The 17,299-nt window shown below is 60.9% G+C and carries 15 protein-coding genes; 9 read left to right on the forward strand and 6 right to left on the reverse strand.

Annotated elements, in window-relative coordinates; all coding sequences use genetic code 11:
• Window positions 1-221: 221 nt before the first annotated feature.
• Window positions 222-1,511, forward strand: a complete 1,290-nt coding sequence (gene gltA / locus F7R20_RS19510; protein WP_003204440.1) for a citrate synthase — start codon at window positions 222-224, stop codon at window positions 1,509-1,511.
• 306 nt (window positions 1,512-1,817) lie between these two features.
• Here gltA and F7R20_RS19515 read toward each other — a convergent pair whose 3' ends face one another.
• The 3 genes from F7R20_RS19515 to F7R20_RS19530 form a co-directional block, all read right to left on the reverse strand.
• Entirely contained in the window at window positions 1,818-3,476 is a 1,659-nt protein-coding gene (locus F7R20_RS19515; protein WP_003204443.1) for a cation acetate symporter, read from the reverse strand.
• A complete protein-coding gene (locus tag F7R20_RS19520) occupies window positions 3,473-3,784 on the reverse strand; it encodes a DUF485 domain-containing protein (RefSeq protein ID WP_003204445.1) in 312 nt (103 codons plus the stop codon). Before F7R20_RS19520 ends, F7R20_RS19515 begins: the two co-directional genes overlap by 4 nt.
• Window positions 3,785-4,101: 317 nt before the next feature.
• Window positions 4,102-4,956, reverse strand: a complete 855-nt coding sequence (locus F7R20_RS19530) for a glycine betaine ABC transporter substrate-binding protein (protein WP_003204447.1) — start codon at window positions 4,954-4,956, stop codon at window positions 4,102-4,104.
• 422 nt (window positions 4,957-5,378) lie between these two features.
• Here F7R20_RS19530 and F7R20_RS19535 point away from each other — a divergent pair, with 422 nt between their 5' ends.
• Window positions 5,379-6,677: an alpha/beta fold hydrolase gene (locus tag F7R20_RS19535; RefSeq protein ID WP_003204449.1), complete on the forward strand. Its 1,299-nt coding sequence runs from the start codon at window positions 5,379-5,381 to the stop codon at window positions 6,675-6,677.
• Window positions 6,670-7,458 carry an MlaA family lipoprotein gene (locus tag F7R20_RS19540; protein WP_003204451.1) on the forward strand — a complete coding sequence of 263 codons (789 nt, stop codon included), beginning with the start codon at window positions 6,670-6,672 and terminating at the stop codon, window positions 7,456-7,458. Before F7R20_RS19535 ends, F7R20_RS19540 begins: the two co-directional genes overlap by 8 nt.
• A gap of 133 nt (window positions 7,459-7,591) precedes the next feature.
• Here the strand turns inward: F7R20_RS19540 and F7R20_RS19550 are convergent, their stop codons facing one another.
• On the reverse strand, window positions 7,592-8,506 hold the full coding sequence (locus tag F7R20_RS19550; protein ID WP_003204454.1) for a DUF808 domain-containing protein: 915 nt from the start codon (window positions 8,504-8,506) through the stop codon (window positions 7,592-7,594).
• Window positions 8,507-8,636: 130 nt separating this feature from the next.
• Here F7R20_RS19550 and F7R20_RS19555 point away from each other — a divergent pair, with 130 nt between their 5' ends.
• Complete coding sequence (locus tag F7R20_RS19555; RefSeq protein WP_003204456.1) at window positions 8,637-9,242, forward strand: TetR/AcrR family transcriptional regulator; 606 nt, start codon at window positions 8,637-8,639, stop codon at window positions 9,240-9,242.
• Window positions 9,243-9,344: 102 nt separating this feature from the next.
• On the opposite strand, the gene F7R20_RS19560 is transcribed toward F7R20_RS19555, so the two are convergent.
• Window positions 9,345-9,803, reverse strand: a complete 459-nt coding sequence (locus tag F7R20_RS19560; RefSeq protein WP_003204457.1) for an REP-associated tyrosine transposase — start codon at window positions 9,801-9,803, stop codon at window positions 9,345-9,347.
• 212 nt (window positions 9,804-10,015) lie between these two features.
• Complete coding sequence (locus F7R20_RS19565) at window positions 10,016-10,456, reverse strand: GlcG/HbpS family heme-binding protein (protein ID WP_003204460.1); 441 nt, start codon at window positions 10,454-10,456, stop codon at window positions 10,016-10,018.
• A 268-nt stretch (window positions 10,457-10,724) separates the two neighbouring features.
• Between F7R20_RS19565 and gcl the strand changes: the two genes are divergently transcribed.
• The 5 genes from gcl (at window position 10,725) to pyk (ending at window position 17,239) form a co-directional block, all read left to right on the forward strand.
• A complete protein-coding gene (gene gcl / locus F7R20_RS19570) occupies window positions 10,725-12,500 on the forward strand; it encodes a glyoxylate carboligase (protein ID WP_003204462.1) in 1,776 nt (591 codons plus the stop codon).
• Window positions 12,501-12,636: 136 nt separating this feature from the next.
• Window positions 12,637-13,419, forward strand: coding sequence for a hydroxypyruvate isomerase (gene hyi, locus F7R20_RS19575; RefSeq protein ID WP_003204464.1), 783 nt, complete (start codon window positions 12,637-12,639; stop codon window positions 13,417-13,419).
• A gap of 158 nt (window positions 13,420-13,577) precedes the next feature.
• Window positions 13,578-14,468 carry a 2-hydroxy-3-oxopropionate reductase gene (locus tag F7R20_RS19580; protein ID WP_003204466.1) on the forward strand — a complete coding sequence of 297 codons (891 nt, stop codon included), beginning with the start codon at window positions 13,578-13,580 and terminating at the stop codon, window positions 14,466-14,468.
• A gap of 85 nt (window positions 14,469-14,553) precedes the next feature.
• On the forward strand, window positions 14,554-15,834 hold the full coding sequence (locus tag F7R20_RS19585; RefSeq protein ID WP_003204468.1) for a glycerate kinase type-2 family protein: 1,281 nt from the start codon (window positions 14,554-14,556) through the stop codon (window positions 15,832-15,834).
• Complete coding sequence (pyk, locus tag F7R20_RS19590) at window positions 15,824-17,239, forward strand: pyruvate kinase (protein ID WP_003204469.1); 1,416 nt, start codon at window positions 15,824-15,826, stop codon at window positions 17,237-17,239. The genes F7R20_RS19585 and pyk overlap by 11 nt, the downstream gene beginning before the upstream one ends.
• The last annotated feature ends 60 nt before the right edge of the window (window positions 17,240-17,299 follow it).

Raw genomic sequence — 17,299 nt, forward strand, 5'->3', positions numbered from 1 at the left:
CAGTTAGGCTACTAATGACAACGCGTTCACCTTCCCCTAATAGCGCATTGCACATACGACGCAAAAGGCGTAAACGGCAGGTAATTTCGCGGAAAAAGTCCGGTTAAAGCCTTCTGGAGCAAGACTTTAGGCAAATTGACTTTCGAATTTATCTCACTATAGTGGTGCGGGCCCTGCGTGGGGGGTCTGTCTGATGATTTCAAGCATTAATAGGAGGCCACATGGCTGACAAAAAAGCGCAGTTGATCATCGAGGGCGCAGCCCCCGTCGAGCTGCCCATTTTAACCGGCACCGTTGGTCCCGATGTAATCGACGTACGGGGCCTGACGGCCACGGGCCGTTTCACCTTTGACCCAGGTTTCATGTCGACCGCCTCGTGCGAATCGAAAATCACCTATATCGACGGCGACAACGGCATCCTGCTGCACCGCGGCTACCCGATCGAGCAACTGGCTGAAAAATCGGACTACCTGGAAACCTGCTACCTGCTGCTCAACGGCGAGCTGCCAACCGCAGAGCAAAAGGCCCAGTTCGTCAGCACCGTGAAGAACCACACCATGGTTCACGAGCAGTTGAAGACCTTCTTCAACGGCTTCCGTCGCGATGCCCACCCGATGGCCGTCATGTGCGGCGTTGTCGGCGCCCTCTCGGCCTTCTACCACGACTCCCTGGACATCAATAACCCCCAGCATCGCGAAATCTCCGCGATCCGCCTGGTGGCGAAGATGCCGACCCTGGCAGCCATGGTCTACAAGTACTCCATGGGCCAGCCCATGATGTACCCGCGCAACGACCTGACCTATGCAGAGAACTTCCTGCATATGATGTTCAACACCCCGTGCGAGATCAAACCGATCAGCCCGGTGCTCGCCAAGGCCATGGACCGGATCTTCATCCTCCATGCCGACCACGAGCAGAACGCCTCCACGTCCACCGTGCGCCTGGCCGGCTCCTCGGGTGCCAACCCGTTCGCCTGTATCGCCGCCGGTATCGCCGCACTCTGGGGCCCTGCCCACGGCGGTGCCAACGAAGCGGTACTGACCATGCTCGATGAAATCGGCGATGTCTCGAACATCGACAAGTTCATCGCCAAGGCCAAGGACAAGAACGATCCGTTCAAGCTGATGGGCTTCGGTCACCGGGTCTACAAGAACCGCGACCCGCGCGCCACCGTCATGAAGCAGACCTGCGACGAAGTGCTCAAGGAACTGGGGATCAAGAACGATCCGCAACTCGAACTGGCCATGCGCCTGGAAGAGATCGCCCTGACCGACCCGTACTTCATCGAGCGCTCGCTGTACCCGAACGTCGACTTCTACTCGGGGATCATCCTCAAGGCGATCGGCATTCCAACCAGCATGTTCACCGTGATCTTCGCCCTGGCGCGGACCGTCGGCTGGATCTCCCACTGGAAGGAAATGCTCTCCAGCCCGTACAAGATCGGCCGCCCGCGCCAGCTGTACACCGGCTACGAGTCGCGTGACATCACCCAGCTGGAAGACCGCAAGTAAGACCTGCCTTGCTATAGGTCCCAAGCTGCACCGAACAGCCCCTGCTTCTTATATAAGAGCAGGGGCTGTTTTGTTTGTGCCCTCTTTGTCTGATCCAGAAGCTGCGGTGACAGGCCCGGCGCATCGCGAGCAAGCTCGCTCCCACACTGGATCTATGTACGCTCCCACAGGGGGGGAGATCGCTCCGGGCGGCGTTCCGACAATGGCGGCAGATCTGCACCCCCTCATAAACCCGGCACAAAAAAATACCCCAGCCTCTCGACAGGGGTATTTCTTCAAACACAACGCTTGCAGCTTACTGGCGCATCAGTGGTTAACCGCCCCACTCGCCCCCAGGCCAGTCTGCGAACGCACGAACTGCGGGAAGAACAGCGCCCGCTCGTTTGCACCTTCAGCCGACTTGTCGGTAATGGAGAAGAACCAGATGCCGACGAAGGCAATGGCCATCGAGAACAGCGCAGGGTATTCATACGGGAAGATCGCCTTCTCGTGACCCATGATCTGCACCCAGATGGTCGGGCCGAGGATCATAAGGCCCACGGCACTGACCAGGCCCAGCCAGCCGCCAATCATGGCGCCACGGGTGGTCAGCTTCTTCCAGTACATCGAAAGCAGCAGTACCGGGAAGTTGCAGCTCGCCGCGATGGAGAACGCCAGGCCCACCATGAACGCGATGTTCTGCTTCTCGAACAGGATGCCCAGGCCGATCGCCAGCACCGCCAGGGCGATGGTGGTGATTTTCGAGACGCGAATCTCGTCCTTCTCGTTTGCCTTGCCTTTCTTGATCACGCTGGCATACAGGTCATGGGACACCGCCGAGGCACCGGCCAGGGTCAGGCCCGCGACGACCGCCAGGATGGTGGCAAAGGCTACCGCCGAGATGAAGCCCAGGAAGATACTGCCGCCCACAGCGTTGGCCAGGTGCACCGCCGCCATGTTGTTACCACCGAGCAAGGCACCTGCCGCGTCCTTGAAGACCGGGTTGGTGCTGACCAGCAGGATCGCGCCGAAGCCGATGATGAAGGTCAGGATGTAGAAGTAACCGATGAAGCCGGTGGCATACAGCACGCTCTTGCGCGCTTCCTTGGCGTCGCTCACGGTGAAGAAGCGCATCAGGATATGCGGCAGGCCAGCGGTACCGAACATCAGCGCCAGACCCAGGGAGAAGGCCGAGACCGGATCCTTCACCAGGCCGCCAGGGCTCATGATCGCCTCACCTTTAGGGTGAACCTTGACCGCTTCGGCAAACAGCATGTTGAAGTCGAAGTTGACGTGCTTCATGACCATCAGGGCCATGAACGAAGCACCCGACAGCAACAGCACCGCCTTGATGATCTGTACCCAGGTGGTGGCCAGCATGCCGCCGAACAACACGTAGAGGCACATCAGGATGCCCACCAGGATCACCGCAACGTGGTAGTCCAGGCCGAACAGCAGCTGGATCAGCTTGCCGGCACCGACCATTTGCGCGATCAGGTAGAACGCCACCACGACCAGCGAGCCACAGGCGGACAGACTGCGGATCTGGGTTTGCCCAAGGCGATAGGACGCCACGTCGGCAAAGGTGTACTTACCCAGGTTACGCAAGCGTTCAGCAATCAGGAACAGGATGATCGGCCAGCCCACCAGGAAGCCGATCGAGTAGATCAGACCGTCGTAGCCGGAGGCGAACACCAGTGCGGAGATCCCCAGGAAGGACGCCGCCGACATGTAGTCACCGGCAATGGCCAGGCCATTCTGGAAACCGGTGATCTTGCCGCCGGCCGCATAGTAGTCGGCCGCCGAGTTGTTTTTCTTGGACGCCCAGTAGGTGATATATAAAGTCGCGCCGACGAAGGCCACGAACATCAGAATAGCCGCGACGTTGAGGGGTTGTTTCTGCACGGCACCGGTCAGGGCTTCAGCCGCCCAGACGCCCGGGGCGAACGCTGCGATGCTCAATAGAGCCAGTAGACGCCGGATCATTGCTGAGCCTCCTTGAGAATCGCATTGTTCAGGTCGTCGAACTCGCCATTGGCGCGTCGTACGTAGATAGCGGTCAGGACGAAGGCCGAGACAATCAGGCCGACACCGATGGGAATGCCCCAGGTGATGGTGGACTCAGGCGTGATCTTGGCCCCGAGAATGTGTGGCCCGTAGGCGATCAGAAGAATGAAGCCGGAATACAGCCCAAGCATGATCGCCGAGAGAATCCAGGCGAACTTTTCCCGTTTTCTCACCAGCTCCTTGAAGCGCGGGCTGTTTTGAATCGAGAGGTAAATGCTGTCGTTCATTGTTTTTATCCTCGCAGCACAGATTTAATTGGAACAGCCCTACTCTATGCGGCTCAAGGCCAGGTTCCAGACGACCTTAGTATTAGAACGACATGACGGTTCTGCCAGTTTTCCGCAAAAAAAACCAAGCCCCTCCCCTGTGGGAGCGAGCTTGCTCGCGATGGCGGTAGCACAGTCAGTGTAGATGCAAGCTGACACACCGCTATCGCGAGCAAGCTCGCTCCCACAGGGGTTTGCGTTGCGCTCAGAATTGCGGGCACAAAAAAACCGCATGACACACGGCCATGCGGTTTTTCGGAACAGCTAAACCAGGCCGATTACTTGCCGGTCCACTCCTTCACGCGGTCCGGGTGCTTGGCAACCCAGTCCTTGGCGGCGGCTTCAGGCTTGGCACCTTCCTGGATCGCCAGCATGACTTCGCCAATCTCGTCTTTCGAAGACCATTGGAATTTCTTCAGGAACGCGACCACTTCCGGTGCCTTGGCCTCCAATTCCTTGCTGCCGATGCTGTTCACGGTTTCAGCCGCGCCGTAGACGCCTTTCGGGTCTTCCAGGAAGCGCAGTTTCCACTTGGCGAACATCCAGTGCGGCACCCAACCGGTGACGGCGATGGATTCATTTTTCTTCTCGGCACGGGTCAGCTCGGCAATCATGCCGGCGCCGGAACTGGCCTTGAGTTGATAACCGGTCAGGTCGTAATCCTTGATGGCCTGTTCGGTCTTGAGCATTACGCCTGAACCGGCGTCGATGCCGACGATGCGCTTCTTGAAGGAGTCGTCGGTTTTCAGATCCTCGAGCGACTTGGCCTTGACGTACTCCGGCACGATCAGGCCGATTTTGGCGTCCTTGAAGTTGGGGCCGTAGTCGACCACCTGGTCCTTGTTCTTCGTCCAATAGTCGCCGTGAGTCACCGGCAGCCAGGCCGAGAGCATCGCGTCGAGCTTACCGGTGGCCACGCCTTGCCACATGATCCCGGTCGCGACCGCTTGCAGCTTCACGTCATAACCGAGTTTCTGCTTGATCACTTCGGCGGCCACGTGGGTGGTCGCGACGCTGTCGGACCAGCCGTCAACGTAACCGATGCTCAGGGTTTTGGTTTCGGCGCTGGCCAAGGTGGAACTGATGGCCAGTACCAGTGCGGCACCTGCGCCCAAGAGTCGTCGCATCTTCATCGTTACTTCCCCGAAAGTGCTGCGCCCGACGGATGCCGGGCGGCGTCAACGTATAGTTATGATGCTCAGCGCCCCCATCACGCTCGCCCTCAAACCGGTCTGAACGCCAGTGGAGTACTGACTCGTTGATCATCAACCTGCTCCGATCCGGAACCTGCTCTGTCTGCGACGTCGAGGCAACGAGAAACGACATCAGAACGCCAGCTCTCAGTTCCAGGCATTTGTACCAGCGCCACACGTGAGATTTGCGGTCAAATCCGGCAAACGCCAGATAACTAGCCGCCAGCACGCACGACCGTGTATCTTCCCGCTACTATCGCGCCCCGTCCGTGCCTGTTTTGTGCCCATCATGGCACTTGGCTCCGCTTCGGTGGTCATAGCCTGCGAACCTCATTCGGCACCTTCCTCTAAGGGATCCAGTCATGCTCCGTTCCTTGCGCTTCGCTGCCCTTCTCGGCGGCCTTATCCTGAGTGCGTCCGCGCTGGCGGCAGATATTGACGCCGCCAGCTATGGCTACCCCTTGACCAACCCGTTCGAGGCGACCATCGCCACCACGCCACCGGACCTGCGTCCGGAGTTGCCGCTGATCGAAGACATCAACCAGGCAGACCACAGCCTGACCCTGCGCCCGGAACGCGAGTTCATCCTGCCGGACAACTTCTGGCCGGTGAAAAGCCTCACATACCGCATGGCCACCCAGGACAAACCCGCACCGCTGATTTTCCTGATCGCCGGCACCGGTGCGCGCTTTGACAGTAGCATTAATGAATACCTCAAGCGCCTCTACTACAAGGCCGGCTACCACGTGGTGCAGTTGTCCTCGCCCACCAGCTTCGACTTCATGAGCGCCGCTTCGCGCTTCGCCACGCCAGGCATTTCCAAGGAAGACGCCGAAGACATGTACCGGGTGATGCAAGCCGTGCGCGCGCAGAACCCCAAGCTGCCCGTGACCGAGTACTACCTGACCGGCTACAGCCTCGGCGCCCTGGATGCGGCCTTCGTCGCACACCTGGACGAAACCCGGCGCAGCTTCAATTTCAAGAAGGTGCTGCTGCTGAACCCGCCGGTGAACCTCTACACCTCGATCACCAACCTGGACAAACTGGTCCAGACCGAGGTCAAGGGTATCAACAACACCACCACCTTCTATGAACTGGTGCTGAACAAGCTGACGCGCTACTTCCAGCAAAAAGGCTACATCGACCTCAACGATGCCCTGCTCTACGACTTCCAGCAGTCCAAGCAACACCTGAGCAACGAGCAGATGGCCATGTTGATCGGCACCTCGTTCCGTTTCTCGGCCGCCGACATCGCGTTCACCTCGGACCTGATCAACCGCCGCGGGCTGATCATCCCGCCCAAGTTCCCGATTACCGAAAGCACCAGCCTGACGCCGTTCCTCAAGCGTGCGCTGCAATGCGATTTCGACTGTTACCTCACCGAGCAGGTGATCCCGATGTGGCGCGCGCGCACTGACGGCGGCAGCCTGTTGCAACTGGTCGATCAGGTCAGCCTGTACGCGCTGAAGGATTACCTGCATGACAGCCCGAAGATTGCCGTCATGCACAATGCCGACGACGTCATCCTCGGCCCGGGCGACCTGGGCTTCCTGCGCAAGACCTTTGGCGATCGCCTCACGGTTTATCCACTGGGCGGCCACTGCGGCAACCTTAACTACCGCGTCAACAGCGACGCCATGCTGGAGTTCTTCCGTGGCTAAATATCTGCTGCTTATCGCTGCGTTAATGAGTGCGGGCATGGTCCACGCCGACAACAGCAAGGCCAATGCGCCTGTGGTGGTGGATTCGGACGGCTTCAAGGAGCCGCTGAGCAAGCTCAAGTTCAACCCTGGCCTGGACCAGCGCGAATTCGAGCGCTCGACCCTCAACGCCCTGAACGTCTATGACCCGCTGGAGTCCTGGAACCGCCGCGTCTACCACTTCAACTACCGCTTCGACCAATGGGTATTCCTGCCCGTGGTCGATGGCTACCGCTACGTCACGCCAAGCTTCGTGCGCACCGGGGTCAGCAACTTCTTCAATAACCTGGGGGATGTGCCAAACCTGATGAACAGCCTGCTGCAATTCAAGGGCAAGCGTTCGATGGAAACCACGGCGCGTCTGCTGCTCAACACCACCGTCGGCATCGCCGGCCTGTGGGACCCAGCCACCGCCATGGGCCTGCCGCGCCAGAGCGAAGACTTCGGCCAGACCCTGGGCTTCTACGGCGTACCGGGCGGCGCCTACTTCGTGTTGCCGATCTTCGGCCCGTCGAACCTGCGCGACACCTCAGGCCTGCTGGTGGACTACACAGCCGAATCGGCGATCAACTACCTGAACGTCTCCGAAGTCAGTTCCAACCACCCGGAGCTGCTGCTTCTGCGCGGCGTCGACAAGCGCTACCAGACCGGTTTCCGCTATGGGCAACTGAACTCGCCATTCGAGTATGAGAAGGTGCGCTACGTGTACACCGAGTCGCGCAAGTTGCAGATTGCCGAATAACTTTCGGCCACCCCAAAACCCACTGTGGGAGCGAGCGTGCTCGCGATAGCAGTCTGTCAGGCAACATTAATGTTGGATGTCAGGCCCTCATCGCGAGCAAGCTCGCTCCCACAGGGGTTATGTGTTGTCACTTTTAGCCTTTCAGCGCTTTCCAGATCTTGCCCACCGCCAGCACACCGACCAACACCACCGCCCCCGCGACAATCCCCGCCACCGCATTGAGCAACGTCGGCACGATAAACCCGGCACCACCGGCGCTGGCCGTCACGCTTTCGATCCAGTGATGCACCACCGGCACGCCATGGGTCAGGATGCCACCACCCACCAGGAACATCGCCGCCGTGCCGATCACCGACAGGCTTTTCATCATGTAGGGTGCCGCACTCAGGATGGCGCCGCCGATGCTTTTGGCGGCCTGCCCTGGCTTCTGGGTCAACCAGAGTCCCAGGTCATCGAGCTTGACGATCCCGGCCACCAGGCCATAGACCCCAATGGTCATGACGATGGCGATGCCCGACAGGACGATCACCTGCTGGGTCAGTGCGGCGTCGGCAACGGTGCCGAGGGTGATGGCGATGATTTCCGCTGACAGGATGAAGTCGGTGCGTACCGCGCCCTTGATCTTGTCCTTTTCAAACGCCACCAGATCGACCGCCGGATCCGACACGGCCTCGACCAGTTGCGCATGTTCGGCCTGGTCTTCAGCCTTGCTGTGAAGGAACTTGTGGGCCAGTTTTTCGAACCCTTCGAAACACAGATAAGCGCCGCCCACCATCAACAACGGCGTCACCAGCCACGGGACGAAGGCGCTGATCGCCAGCGCCGATGGCACCAGGATCAACTTGTTGATGAACGAACCCTTGGCCACCGCCCACACCACCGGCAGCTCCCGCTCGGCCCGTACACCAGAGACTTGCTGGGCGTTGAGCGCCAAGTCATCGCCGAGCACGCCAGCGGTCTTCTTGGCGGCCATCTTGGTCATCAGCGCAACATCGTCGAGCACGGTGGCGATATCGTCGATCAGTACCAGCAAACTGCTTCCAGCCATGGAGGGGCTCCTTGAATAATAATGCCGCGCAGCATACCGCGAGCCGCGGCGCCTTGGGCATTCTTGAGCGCCGCGCGAGGCCGGTGCTACCATGCGCCACCGCCAGAACAGGCAAGGAACCCCTGGGTTTATGAGCACTATCCGCGAGCGCAACAAAGAATTGATCCTGCGTGCCGCCAGCGAAGAGTTTGCCGACAAGGGCTTCGCCGCGACCAAGACCAGCGACATCGCGGCCAAGGCAGGCCTGCCCAAACCCAACGTCTACTACTACTTCAAATCCAAGGAAAACCTCTACCGCGAGGTCCTGGAAAGCATCATCGAGCCGATTCTCCAGGCTTCGACACCGTTCAATGCCGACGGTGTGCCCGGCGAGGTACTGAGCCACTACATCCGCTCCAAGATCCGCATTTCCCGAGACCTGCCCTTCGCCTCGAAAGTCTTCGCCAGCGAAATCATGCACGGCGCCCCCCACCTGAGCCCCGACCTGGTGGACCAACTCAACGCCCAGGCCCGGCACAACATCGCCTGCATCCAGACCTGGATCGACCGCGGCCAGATCGCCCCCATCGACCCCAACCACCTGATGTTCAGCATCTGGGCCGCCACCCAGACCTATGCCGATTTCGACTGGCAGATCAGCGCCGTGACCGGCAAGGCCAAGCTCGATGAGGCGGATTACGAAGCGGCGGCGCAGACGATTATTCGGTTGGTGTTGAAGGGGTGTGAGCCAGACTGAAGACTGAGTAGCCCTCATCGCGAGCAAGCTCGCTCCCACAGGGTTTTGCGGCGCCCTTGTGGGAGCGAGCTTGCTCGCGATTGAAGACAACTCGATTTCAAGTCAAAGCCAAATGGCATCCCACAGCGGATAGTCGCCAAGTCGCTCTACCAGGCCTGCCCGCAGTGGATTTGCCACAACATAGCGAGCCAGCTTTACCAAATCCTCTTCCCGCCGCAGAGCTCGATCGTGGTATCCCGGTTGCCAAAGGCTACCTCTGTGCCCTGTGGACATGTTTACCGCCCGAGCACTCAAGGACTTGGTTTTTTGCATCAGCTCATTCAGCGAGCCTTGCTGCAATTCAATCAACCAATGGAAATGGTCAGGCATGATCACCCAAGCCAATGACTTCGCCCTTCTCTCAACCTGGGCACACCTAAATTGCTCAACGACCAATCGACCTAAAGCGAAATCCTGGAAAATCGGCTTTCGCTCAGCCGTGTTAGTGGTCAATAGATAGATTCGATTCAACTCACCGTAACGGCCGGTGCGCAAACGACGTGAAGCAGGTAGATCAGGCATTCCTTCGCCTCTCCAATGATCAGGTCATCAAAGGCTAGGCCTGTAGATTTTTGAATGCCGGACAGACTCTTGGCTGGATGTGTCTGGTAGATCGTCATCGCGAGCAAGCTCGCTCCCACACTAGGCTTGCGGTGTTCAGACATCATGTGTCGAACATCAAGCCCTGTGGGAGCGAGCTTGCTCGCGATGAGGCCCGTCAATTCACCGCAAAATCAAACAGTAATCCCCACATCGGCCCTCAACTGCACCGCCTCCACCGCCCTGACCGCCACCTGCTCATCCACATCCGAAACATCACCACTGACACCAATCGCCCCCAGCACCTTCCCATCCTGATCCCTGATCAATACCCCACCCGGGGCCGGTACGACGTTGCCCTGTCCCAGCCCGTTCAATGCCGCGAAAAACGCCGGGCGTTGCTGGGCGTCCTGGGCGAGCAGGCGTGAGCCTTTGCCCAGGGCGATGGCGCCCCAGGCCTTGCCGATGGCGATCTGCGGGCGAAGCAGGCTGGCGCCGTCTTCGCGCTGCAAGGCAACCAGGTGCCCGCCGCTGTCCAGGACCGCGACGGTCAGGGGCGCAGCGCTGATTTCACGACCGGCGGCAAGGGCTTGCCCGGCGAGGTTGACGGCGATTTTCAAGGTTAGAACGCTCATGGGTGCTGTCCTTCTTTTGTTATGGGAGAGCCTTGCGGGCTTCACTTTCAGAAAAACCGAACACAACAAATAGAACACAACAAAACATATTTTTGTATACAATAATTTTCACAAAGCACCTTGATCGATGAAAGGCCGCAGCAAAACCTGGCCTTCCGACGAATGAAACAGATGCTTGAGGAAATGGATTGACCTGCGCCGTTTGCCGTGAATACACTCTGCGCAAAGCCACTTGTATACAATTACAAAACGTAAGAGGCACAAAACAATGAGCAAAATGAGAGCAATCGAAGCCGCAGTCCTGGTAATGCGCCGTGAAGGCGTGGACACCGCCTTCGGTATTCCGGGTGCCGCGATCAACCCGCTGTACTCCGCCCTGCAGAAGGTGGGTGGCATCGATCACGTCCTTGCTCGCCACGTTGAAGGCGCCTCGCACATGGCCGAGGGCTACACCCGCACCAAGGCCGGCAATATCGGTGTGTGCATCGGCACCTCGGGCCCGGCCGGCACCGACATGGTGACCGGGCTCTACAGCGCCTCGGCCGATTCGATCCCGATCCTGTGCATCACCGGGCAAGCGCCCCGCGCCCGTATGCACAAGGAAGACTTCCAGGCAGTGGATATCACCAGCATCGTCAAACCCGTGACCAAGTGGGCAACCACCGTGCTGGAGCCGGGCCAGGTGCCGTATGCCTTCCAGAAGGCGTTCTTTGAGATGCGCTCCGGCCGTCCGGGCCCGGTGCTGATCGACCTGCCGTTCGACGTGCAGATGGCCGAGATCGAATTCGACATCGACGCCTACCAGCCACTGCCCCTGGCCAAACCCGCGGCCAACCGCGTGCAGATCGAGAAAGCCCTGGCGATGCTCAATCAGGCTGAACGTCCATTGCTGGTGGCTGGCGGCGGCATCATCAACGCCGACGCCAGCGAACTGCTGGTGGAGTTCGCCGAGCTGACCGGCATTCCCGTCATCCCGACCTTGATGGGCTGGGGCACCATCCCCGACGATCATCCGCTGATGGTCGGCATGGTCGGCCTGCAAACCTCCCATCGCTATGGCAACGCAACCTTGCTCAAGTCGGACGTGGTGCTGGGCGTCGGCAACCGCTGGGCCAACCGCCATACCGGTTCGGTGGATGTCTATACCGAAGGCCGCACGTTCATTCACGTGGACATCGAGCCGACCCAGATCGGCCGCGTGTTCACTCCCGACCTGGGCATCGTTTCCGACGCCGCCTCGGCCCTGACGGTGTTCATCGAAGTGGCTCGTGAATGGCAAGCCGCCGGCAAGCTGAAAAACCGCGACGCCTGGTTGCAAGACTGCCAGCAGCGCAAGGCCAGCCTGCAACGCAAGACGCACTTCGACAACGTGCCGGTCAAGCCACAGCGGGTGTACGAAGAAATGAACCAGGTGTTCGGCAAGGACACCTGCTACGTCAGCACCATTGGCCTGTCGCAGATCGCCGGGGCGCAATTCCTCCACGTCTACAAGCCACGCCACTGGATCAACTGCGGCCAGGCAGGTCCTTTGGGCTGGACCATTCCGGCCGCGCTGGGGGTGGTCAAGGCCGACCCGAGCCGCAAGGTCGTGGCGCTGTCGGGTGACTATGACTTCCAGTTCATGATCGAAGAGCTGGCGGTGGGTGCGCAGTTCAAGCTGCCCTACATCCACGTCGTGGTGAACAACTCCTACCTGGGTTTGATTCGCCAGGCCCAGCGCGGGTTCGACATGGACTACTGCGTGCAGCTGTCCTTCGACAACCTCAACGCACCGGAGCTCAACGGCTATGGCGTGGACCACATTGCAGTGGCCGAAGGCCTGGGGTGCAAGGCGTTGCGAGTGTTCGAGCCGTCCGGTATCCAGCCGGCCCTGCGCCAGGCCCAGGCGATGATCGAGGAGTTCAAGGTGCCGGTGATCGTCGAGATCATCCTGGAACGGGTGACCAACATTTCCATGGGCACCGAGATCAACGCCGTCAATGAGTTTGAAGATCTGGCGCTTGTGGGCAACGATGCCCCGACTGCCATTTCGCTACTCGACTGACCGAACGGCGTCCCTGTGGGAGCGAGCTTGCTCGCGATGACGGCGCTACATTCAACATGGATGCAAGCAGACACACCGCTATCGCGAGCAAGCTCGCTCCCACAGGGGGCCTGCCAACTATCTACAGGAGACCACCATGCCGCGTTTCGCCGCCAACCTGTCCATGCTGTTCACCGAGCAGGATTTCCTCGCCCGTTTCGAAGCCGCCGCCAAGGCTGGGTTCAGTGGCGTCGAATACCTGTTCCCCTATGACTACAGCTCCGCCGAACTCAAGGCCTTGCTCGACGCCAATGGCCTGACCCAGGTGCTGTTCAACCTGCCGGCCGGTGACTGGGCCAAGGGCGAGCGCGGCATTGCCTGCCTGCCGGACCGAGTCGAGGAATTCCGCGCCGGTGTCGACCTGGCCATCGCCTACGCCCAGGTGCTGGGCAACACCCAGGTCAACTGCCTCTCGGGGATTCGCCCGCAGAACTGCAGTGAAACCCTGGTGGAGAAAACCTTCGTCGCCAACCTGAAATACGCCGCCGAGAAGCTCCAGGCCAAAGGCATCAAGCTGGTAATGGAAGCCATCAACACCCGCGACATTCCAGGCTTCTACCTGAACAACACCGCCCAGGCCCTGTCGATCCGCGAGCAGGTGGGCAGCGCCAACCTGTTCCTGCAATACGACATCTACCACATGCAGATCATGGAAGGTGACCTGGCCCGGACCCTGTCAGCGCACCTGGGCGAGATCAACCACGTACAACTGGCGGACAACCCGGGCCGCAACGAGCCGGGCACGGGCGAGATCAACTATCGCTTCCTGTTCGAACACCTGGACCGCATCGGCTACACGGGTTGGGTCGGCTGCGAATACAAGCCGCTGACCACCACCGAAGCGGGCCTGGGCTGGCTGAAAACCCATAACGCGATCTGACCCAACTCCTCCCCTTGTGGGAGCGAGCTTGCTCGCGATGACGTCGGTACAGCCAACATCACCGGCACTGACCCACCGCTATCGCGAGCAAGCTCGCTCCCACAGGAAAGCATTCCCCCATTTGCCTGAAGCAGCGATAACAACAAGAGGATTTTCCCATGGCTAAAATCGGATTCATCGGCACCGGCATCATGGGCCACCCCATGGCATTGAACCTGCAAAAGGCCGGTCACAGCCTGCTCCTGTCCCAGCACCACGACCCGGCCCCGGCCGATCTGCTGGCCGGTGGCGCAGTGGCATTGGCCAACCCAAAGGAAGTGGCCCAGGAAGCCGAGTTCATCATCGTCATGGTCCCGGACACCCCGCAGGTCGAAGACGTGCTGTTCCGCGCCGACGGCGTGGCGGCGGGCGTGGGCGCGGGCAAGGTGGTGATCGACATGAGCTCGATCTCCCCCACCGCCACCAAGGCGTTCGCGGCGAAGATCAATGAAAAAGGCGCGCAGTACCTTGATGCCCCGGTGTCCGGCGGTGAAGTCGGTGCCAAGGCGGCGACCCTGAGCATCATGGTCGGTGGCGATAGCGCCGCCTTCGAGCGCGCCCTGCCGCTGTTCCAGGCCATGGGCAAGAACATCACCCTGGTGGGCGGCAATGGCGATGGCCAGACCGCCAAAGTCGCGAACCAGATCATCGTTGCCCTGAACATCCAGGCCGTGGCCGAGGCTTTGTTGTTCGCTTCGAAAAACGGTGCCGACCCGGCCAAGGTCCGTGAAGCGCTGATGGGCGGTTTCGCTTCGTCGAAGATCCTCGAAGTGCACGGCGAACGCATGATCAAGGGCACCTTCGATCCAGGCTTCCGCATCAGCCTGCACCAGAAGGACCTGAACCTGGCCCTGCAAGGCGCCAGGGAACTGAACATCAACCTGCCCAACACCGCCAACGCCCAACAAGTGTTCAGCACCTGCGCGGCCATTGGTGGCAGCAACTGGGATCACTCCGCGTTGATCAAGGGGTTGGAGCATATGGCCAATTTCTCCATCCGCGACAAATAAGCCCTGCACTCCCCCCTGTGGGAGCGAGCTTGCTCGCTCCCACAGGGTCCGCATCAACACTAATAATAAAAACCGGGAGCCCGCCATGTCGGTCGATCCGCAACAACTGCTGCGCGAGCTGTTTGCCACAGCCATCGACGCGGCCCATCCGCAACACGTCCTTGAACGCTACCTGCCCAGCGGCCGCAGCGGTCGGGTGATCGTCATCGGTGCCGGCAAGGCCGCGGCAGCCATGGCGCAAGTGGTCGAGCGCTGCTGGCAGGGCGAAGTGTCTGGCCTGGTGGTGACCCGCTACGGCCATGGCGCGCCCTGCCAGAAAATCGAAATAGTGGAAGCCGCCCACCCGGTGCCTGACGCCGCCGGCTTGGCCGTGGCCCGGCGGGTGCTGGAAATGGTCAGCAACCTCAGCGAAGACGACCGGGTGATCTTCCTGCTGTCCGGCGGCGGTTCTGCCCTGTTGGCCTTGCCCGCCGAAGGCATCACCCTGGCCGACAAGCAATCGATCAACAAAGCCTTGCTCAAGTCCGGCGCGACCATCGGCGAAATGAATTGCGTGCGCAAGCACCTCTCGGCGATCAAGGGCGGGCGCCTGGGCAAGGCCTGCTGGCCGGCGACGGTGTACACCTACGCGATTTCCGATGTGCCCGGGGATCTTGCCACGGTCATTGCCTCCGGCCCTACCGTGGCCGACCCCAGCACGTCGGCCGAAGCCCTGGCGATTCTGCAGCGCTACCGGATCGAGGTGCCGGCCTCGGTGCGCAACTGGTTGAACAGCCCGGCATCGGAAACCGTCAAGCCCGGCGACCCGAGCCTGGCCCGCAACCACTTCCAATTGATCGCCCGCCCCCAGCAGTCATTGGAGGCCGCGGCAGTGAAGGCGCGCCAGGCCGGTTTCAGCCCGTTGATCCTCGGTGACCTGGAAGGCGAATCCCGGGAGGTGGCGAAAGTCCACGCCGGCATCGCCCGGCAAATCGCCCTGCACGGCCAGCCACTGGCGGCGCCGTGCGTGATCCTCTCCGGCGGCGAAACCACCGTCACCGTGCGCGGCGACGGTCGTGGCGGGCGCAATGCCGAATTCCTGCTGAGCCTGACTGACAGCCTCAAGGGTCATCCCGGCATCTACGCGCTGGCCGGCGACACCGACGGCATCGACGGTTCCGAAGACAACGCCGGTGCCCTCATGACCCCGGACAGTTATCGCCGCGCCGCCGAGCTGGGCCTGTGCGCCAGCGACGAGTTGGACAACAACAATGGCTACGGCTACTTCGCCGCCCTGGATGCGCTGATCGTCACCGAACCGACCCGCACCAACGTCAACGACTTTCGCGCCATCCTGATCCTCGAGAACCCCAAACATGACGCCTGATAAAAAGGTCAAGATCCTCGCGACTCTCGGCCCCGCCACCCGCGGCATCGATGACATCCGCGCGCTGGTACAGGCCGGCGTGAACATCTTCCGCCTGAACTTCAGCCACGGCGAGCATGCCGATCACGCCCAGCGCTACCAGTGGATTCGCGAGGTCGAGCAGCAGCTCAATTACCCGCTGGGCATCCTGATGGACCTGCAAGGCCCGAAGCTGCGGGTCGGCCGGTTCGCCGACGGCAAGGTCCTGCTGCAACGCGGCCAGGCCCTGCGTCTGGATCTGGACCCGACGCCCGGCGATCAACGCCGGGTCAACCTGCCTCACCCGGAGATCATCGCGGCCCTGGAGCCCGGCATGGACCTGCTGCTGGACGACGGCAAATTGCGCCTGCGCGTGACCGCCAGGCACAGCGACGCCATCGACACCGAGGTGCTCAACGGCGGTGAGCTGTCGGACCGCAAAGGCGTGAACGTCCCCCAGGCCGTGCTCGACCTGAGTCCTTTGACCGCCAAGGACCGGCGCGACTTGAGTTTCGGCCTGGAGCTGGGCGTGGACTGGGTGGCATTGTCGTTCGTCCAGCGACCCGAGGACATCCGCGAGGCCCGGGCGCTGATCGGCGACAAGGCGTTCCTGATGGCGAAAATCGAGAAACCATCGGCGGTGACCCAACTACGGGAAATCGCCGAATTGAGCGACGCGATCATGGTTGCTCGCGGTGACCTGGGTGTCGAAGTCCCGGCCGAGAGCGTGCCGCAGATCCAGAAGAACATCATCGGCACCTGCCGCGCCCTCGGCAAACCGGTGGTGGTGGCGACCCAGATGCTCGAATCGATGCGTTTCTCCCCGGCACCCACCCGCGCCGAAGTCACCGACGTGGCCAACGCCGTGGCCGAAGGGGCCGACGCGGTGATGCTGTCGGCGGAAACCGCTTCAGGGGATTACCCCCTCGAAGCCGTGCAGATGATGAGCAAGATCATCCGCCAAGTGGAAAACGGCCCCGACTACCAGGCGCAATTGGATGTCAGCCGGCCGAAAGCCGAGGCCACAGTGTCGGATGCGATCAGTTGCGCGATCCGCCGTATCAGCAATGTGCTGCCGGTGGCGGTGCTGGTGAACTACAGCGAATCGGGCAGTTCCAGCCTGCGGGCGGCGCGGGAACGGCCTACGGTGCCGATCCTCAACCTCACGCCGAACCTGCAGGCCGCTCGCCGCCTGACGGTGGCCTGGGGCGTGCACTCGGTGGTCAACGATCGGTTGAAGCAAGTGGATGAAGTCTGTTCCACGGCCCTGGAAATCGCCCAGGCCCAAGGCATGGCCCAGCGCGGCGATACCTTGCTGATTACTGCGGGCGTGCCGTTCGGGCAGCCGGGGTCGACCAATTCGTTGCGCATTGAGACGTTGATCTAGCGCCTGTACTGGCCCCTTCGCGAGCAAGCTCGCTCCCACACTGGATTTGCGGCGACCACA

This window comes from Pseudomonas brassicacearum subsp. brassicacearum (assembly GCF_008801605.1).
Taxonomy (GTDB): Bacteria; Pseudomonadota; Gammaproteobacteria; order Pseudomonadales; family Pseudomonadaceae; genus Aquipseudomonas; species Aquipseudomonas brassicacearum.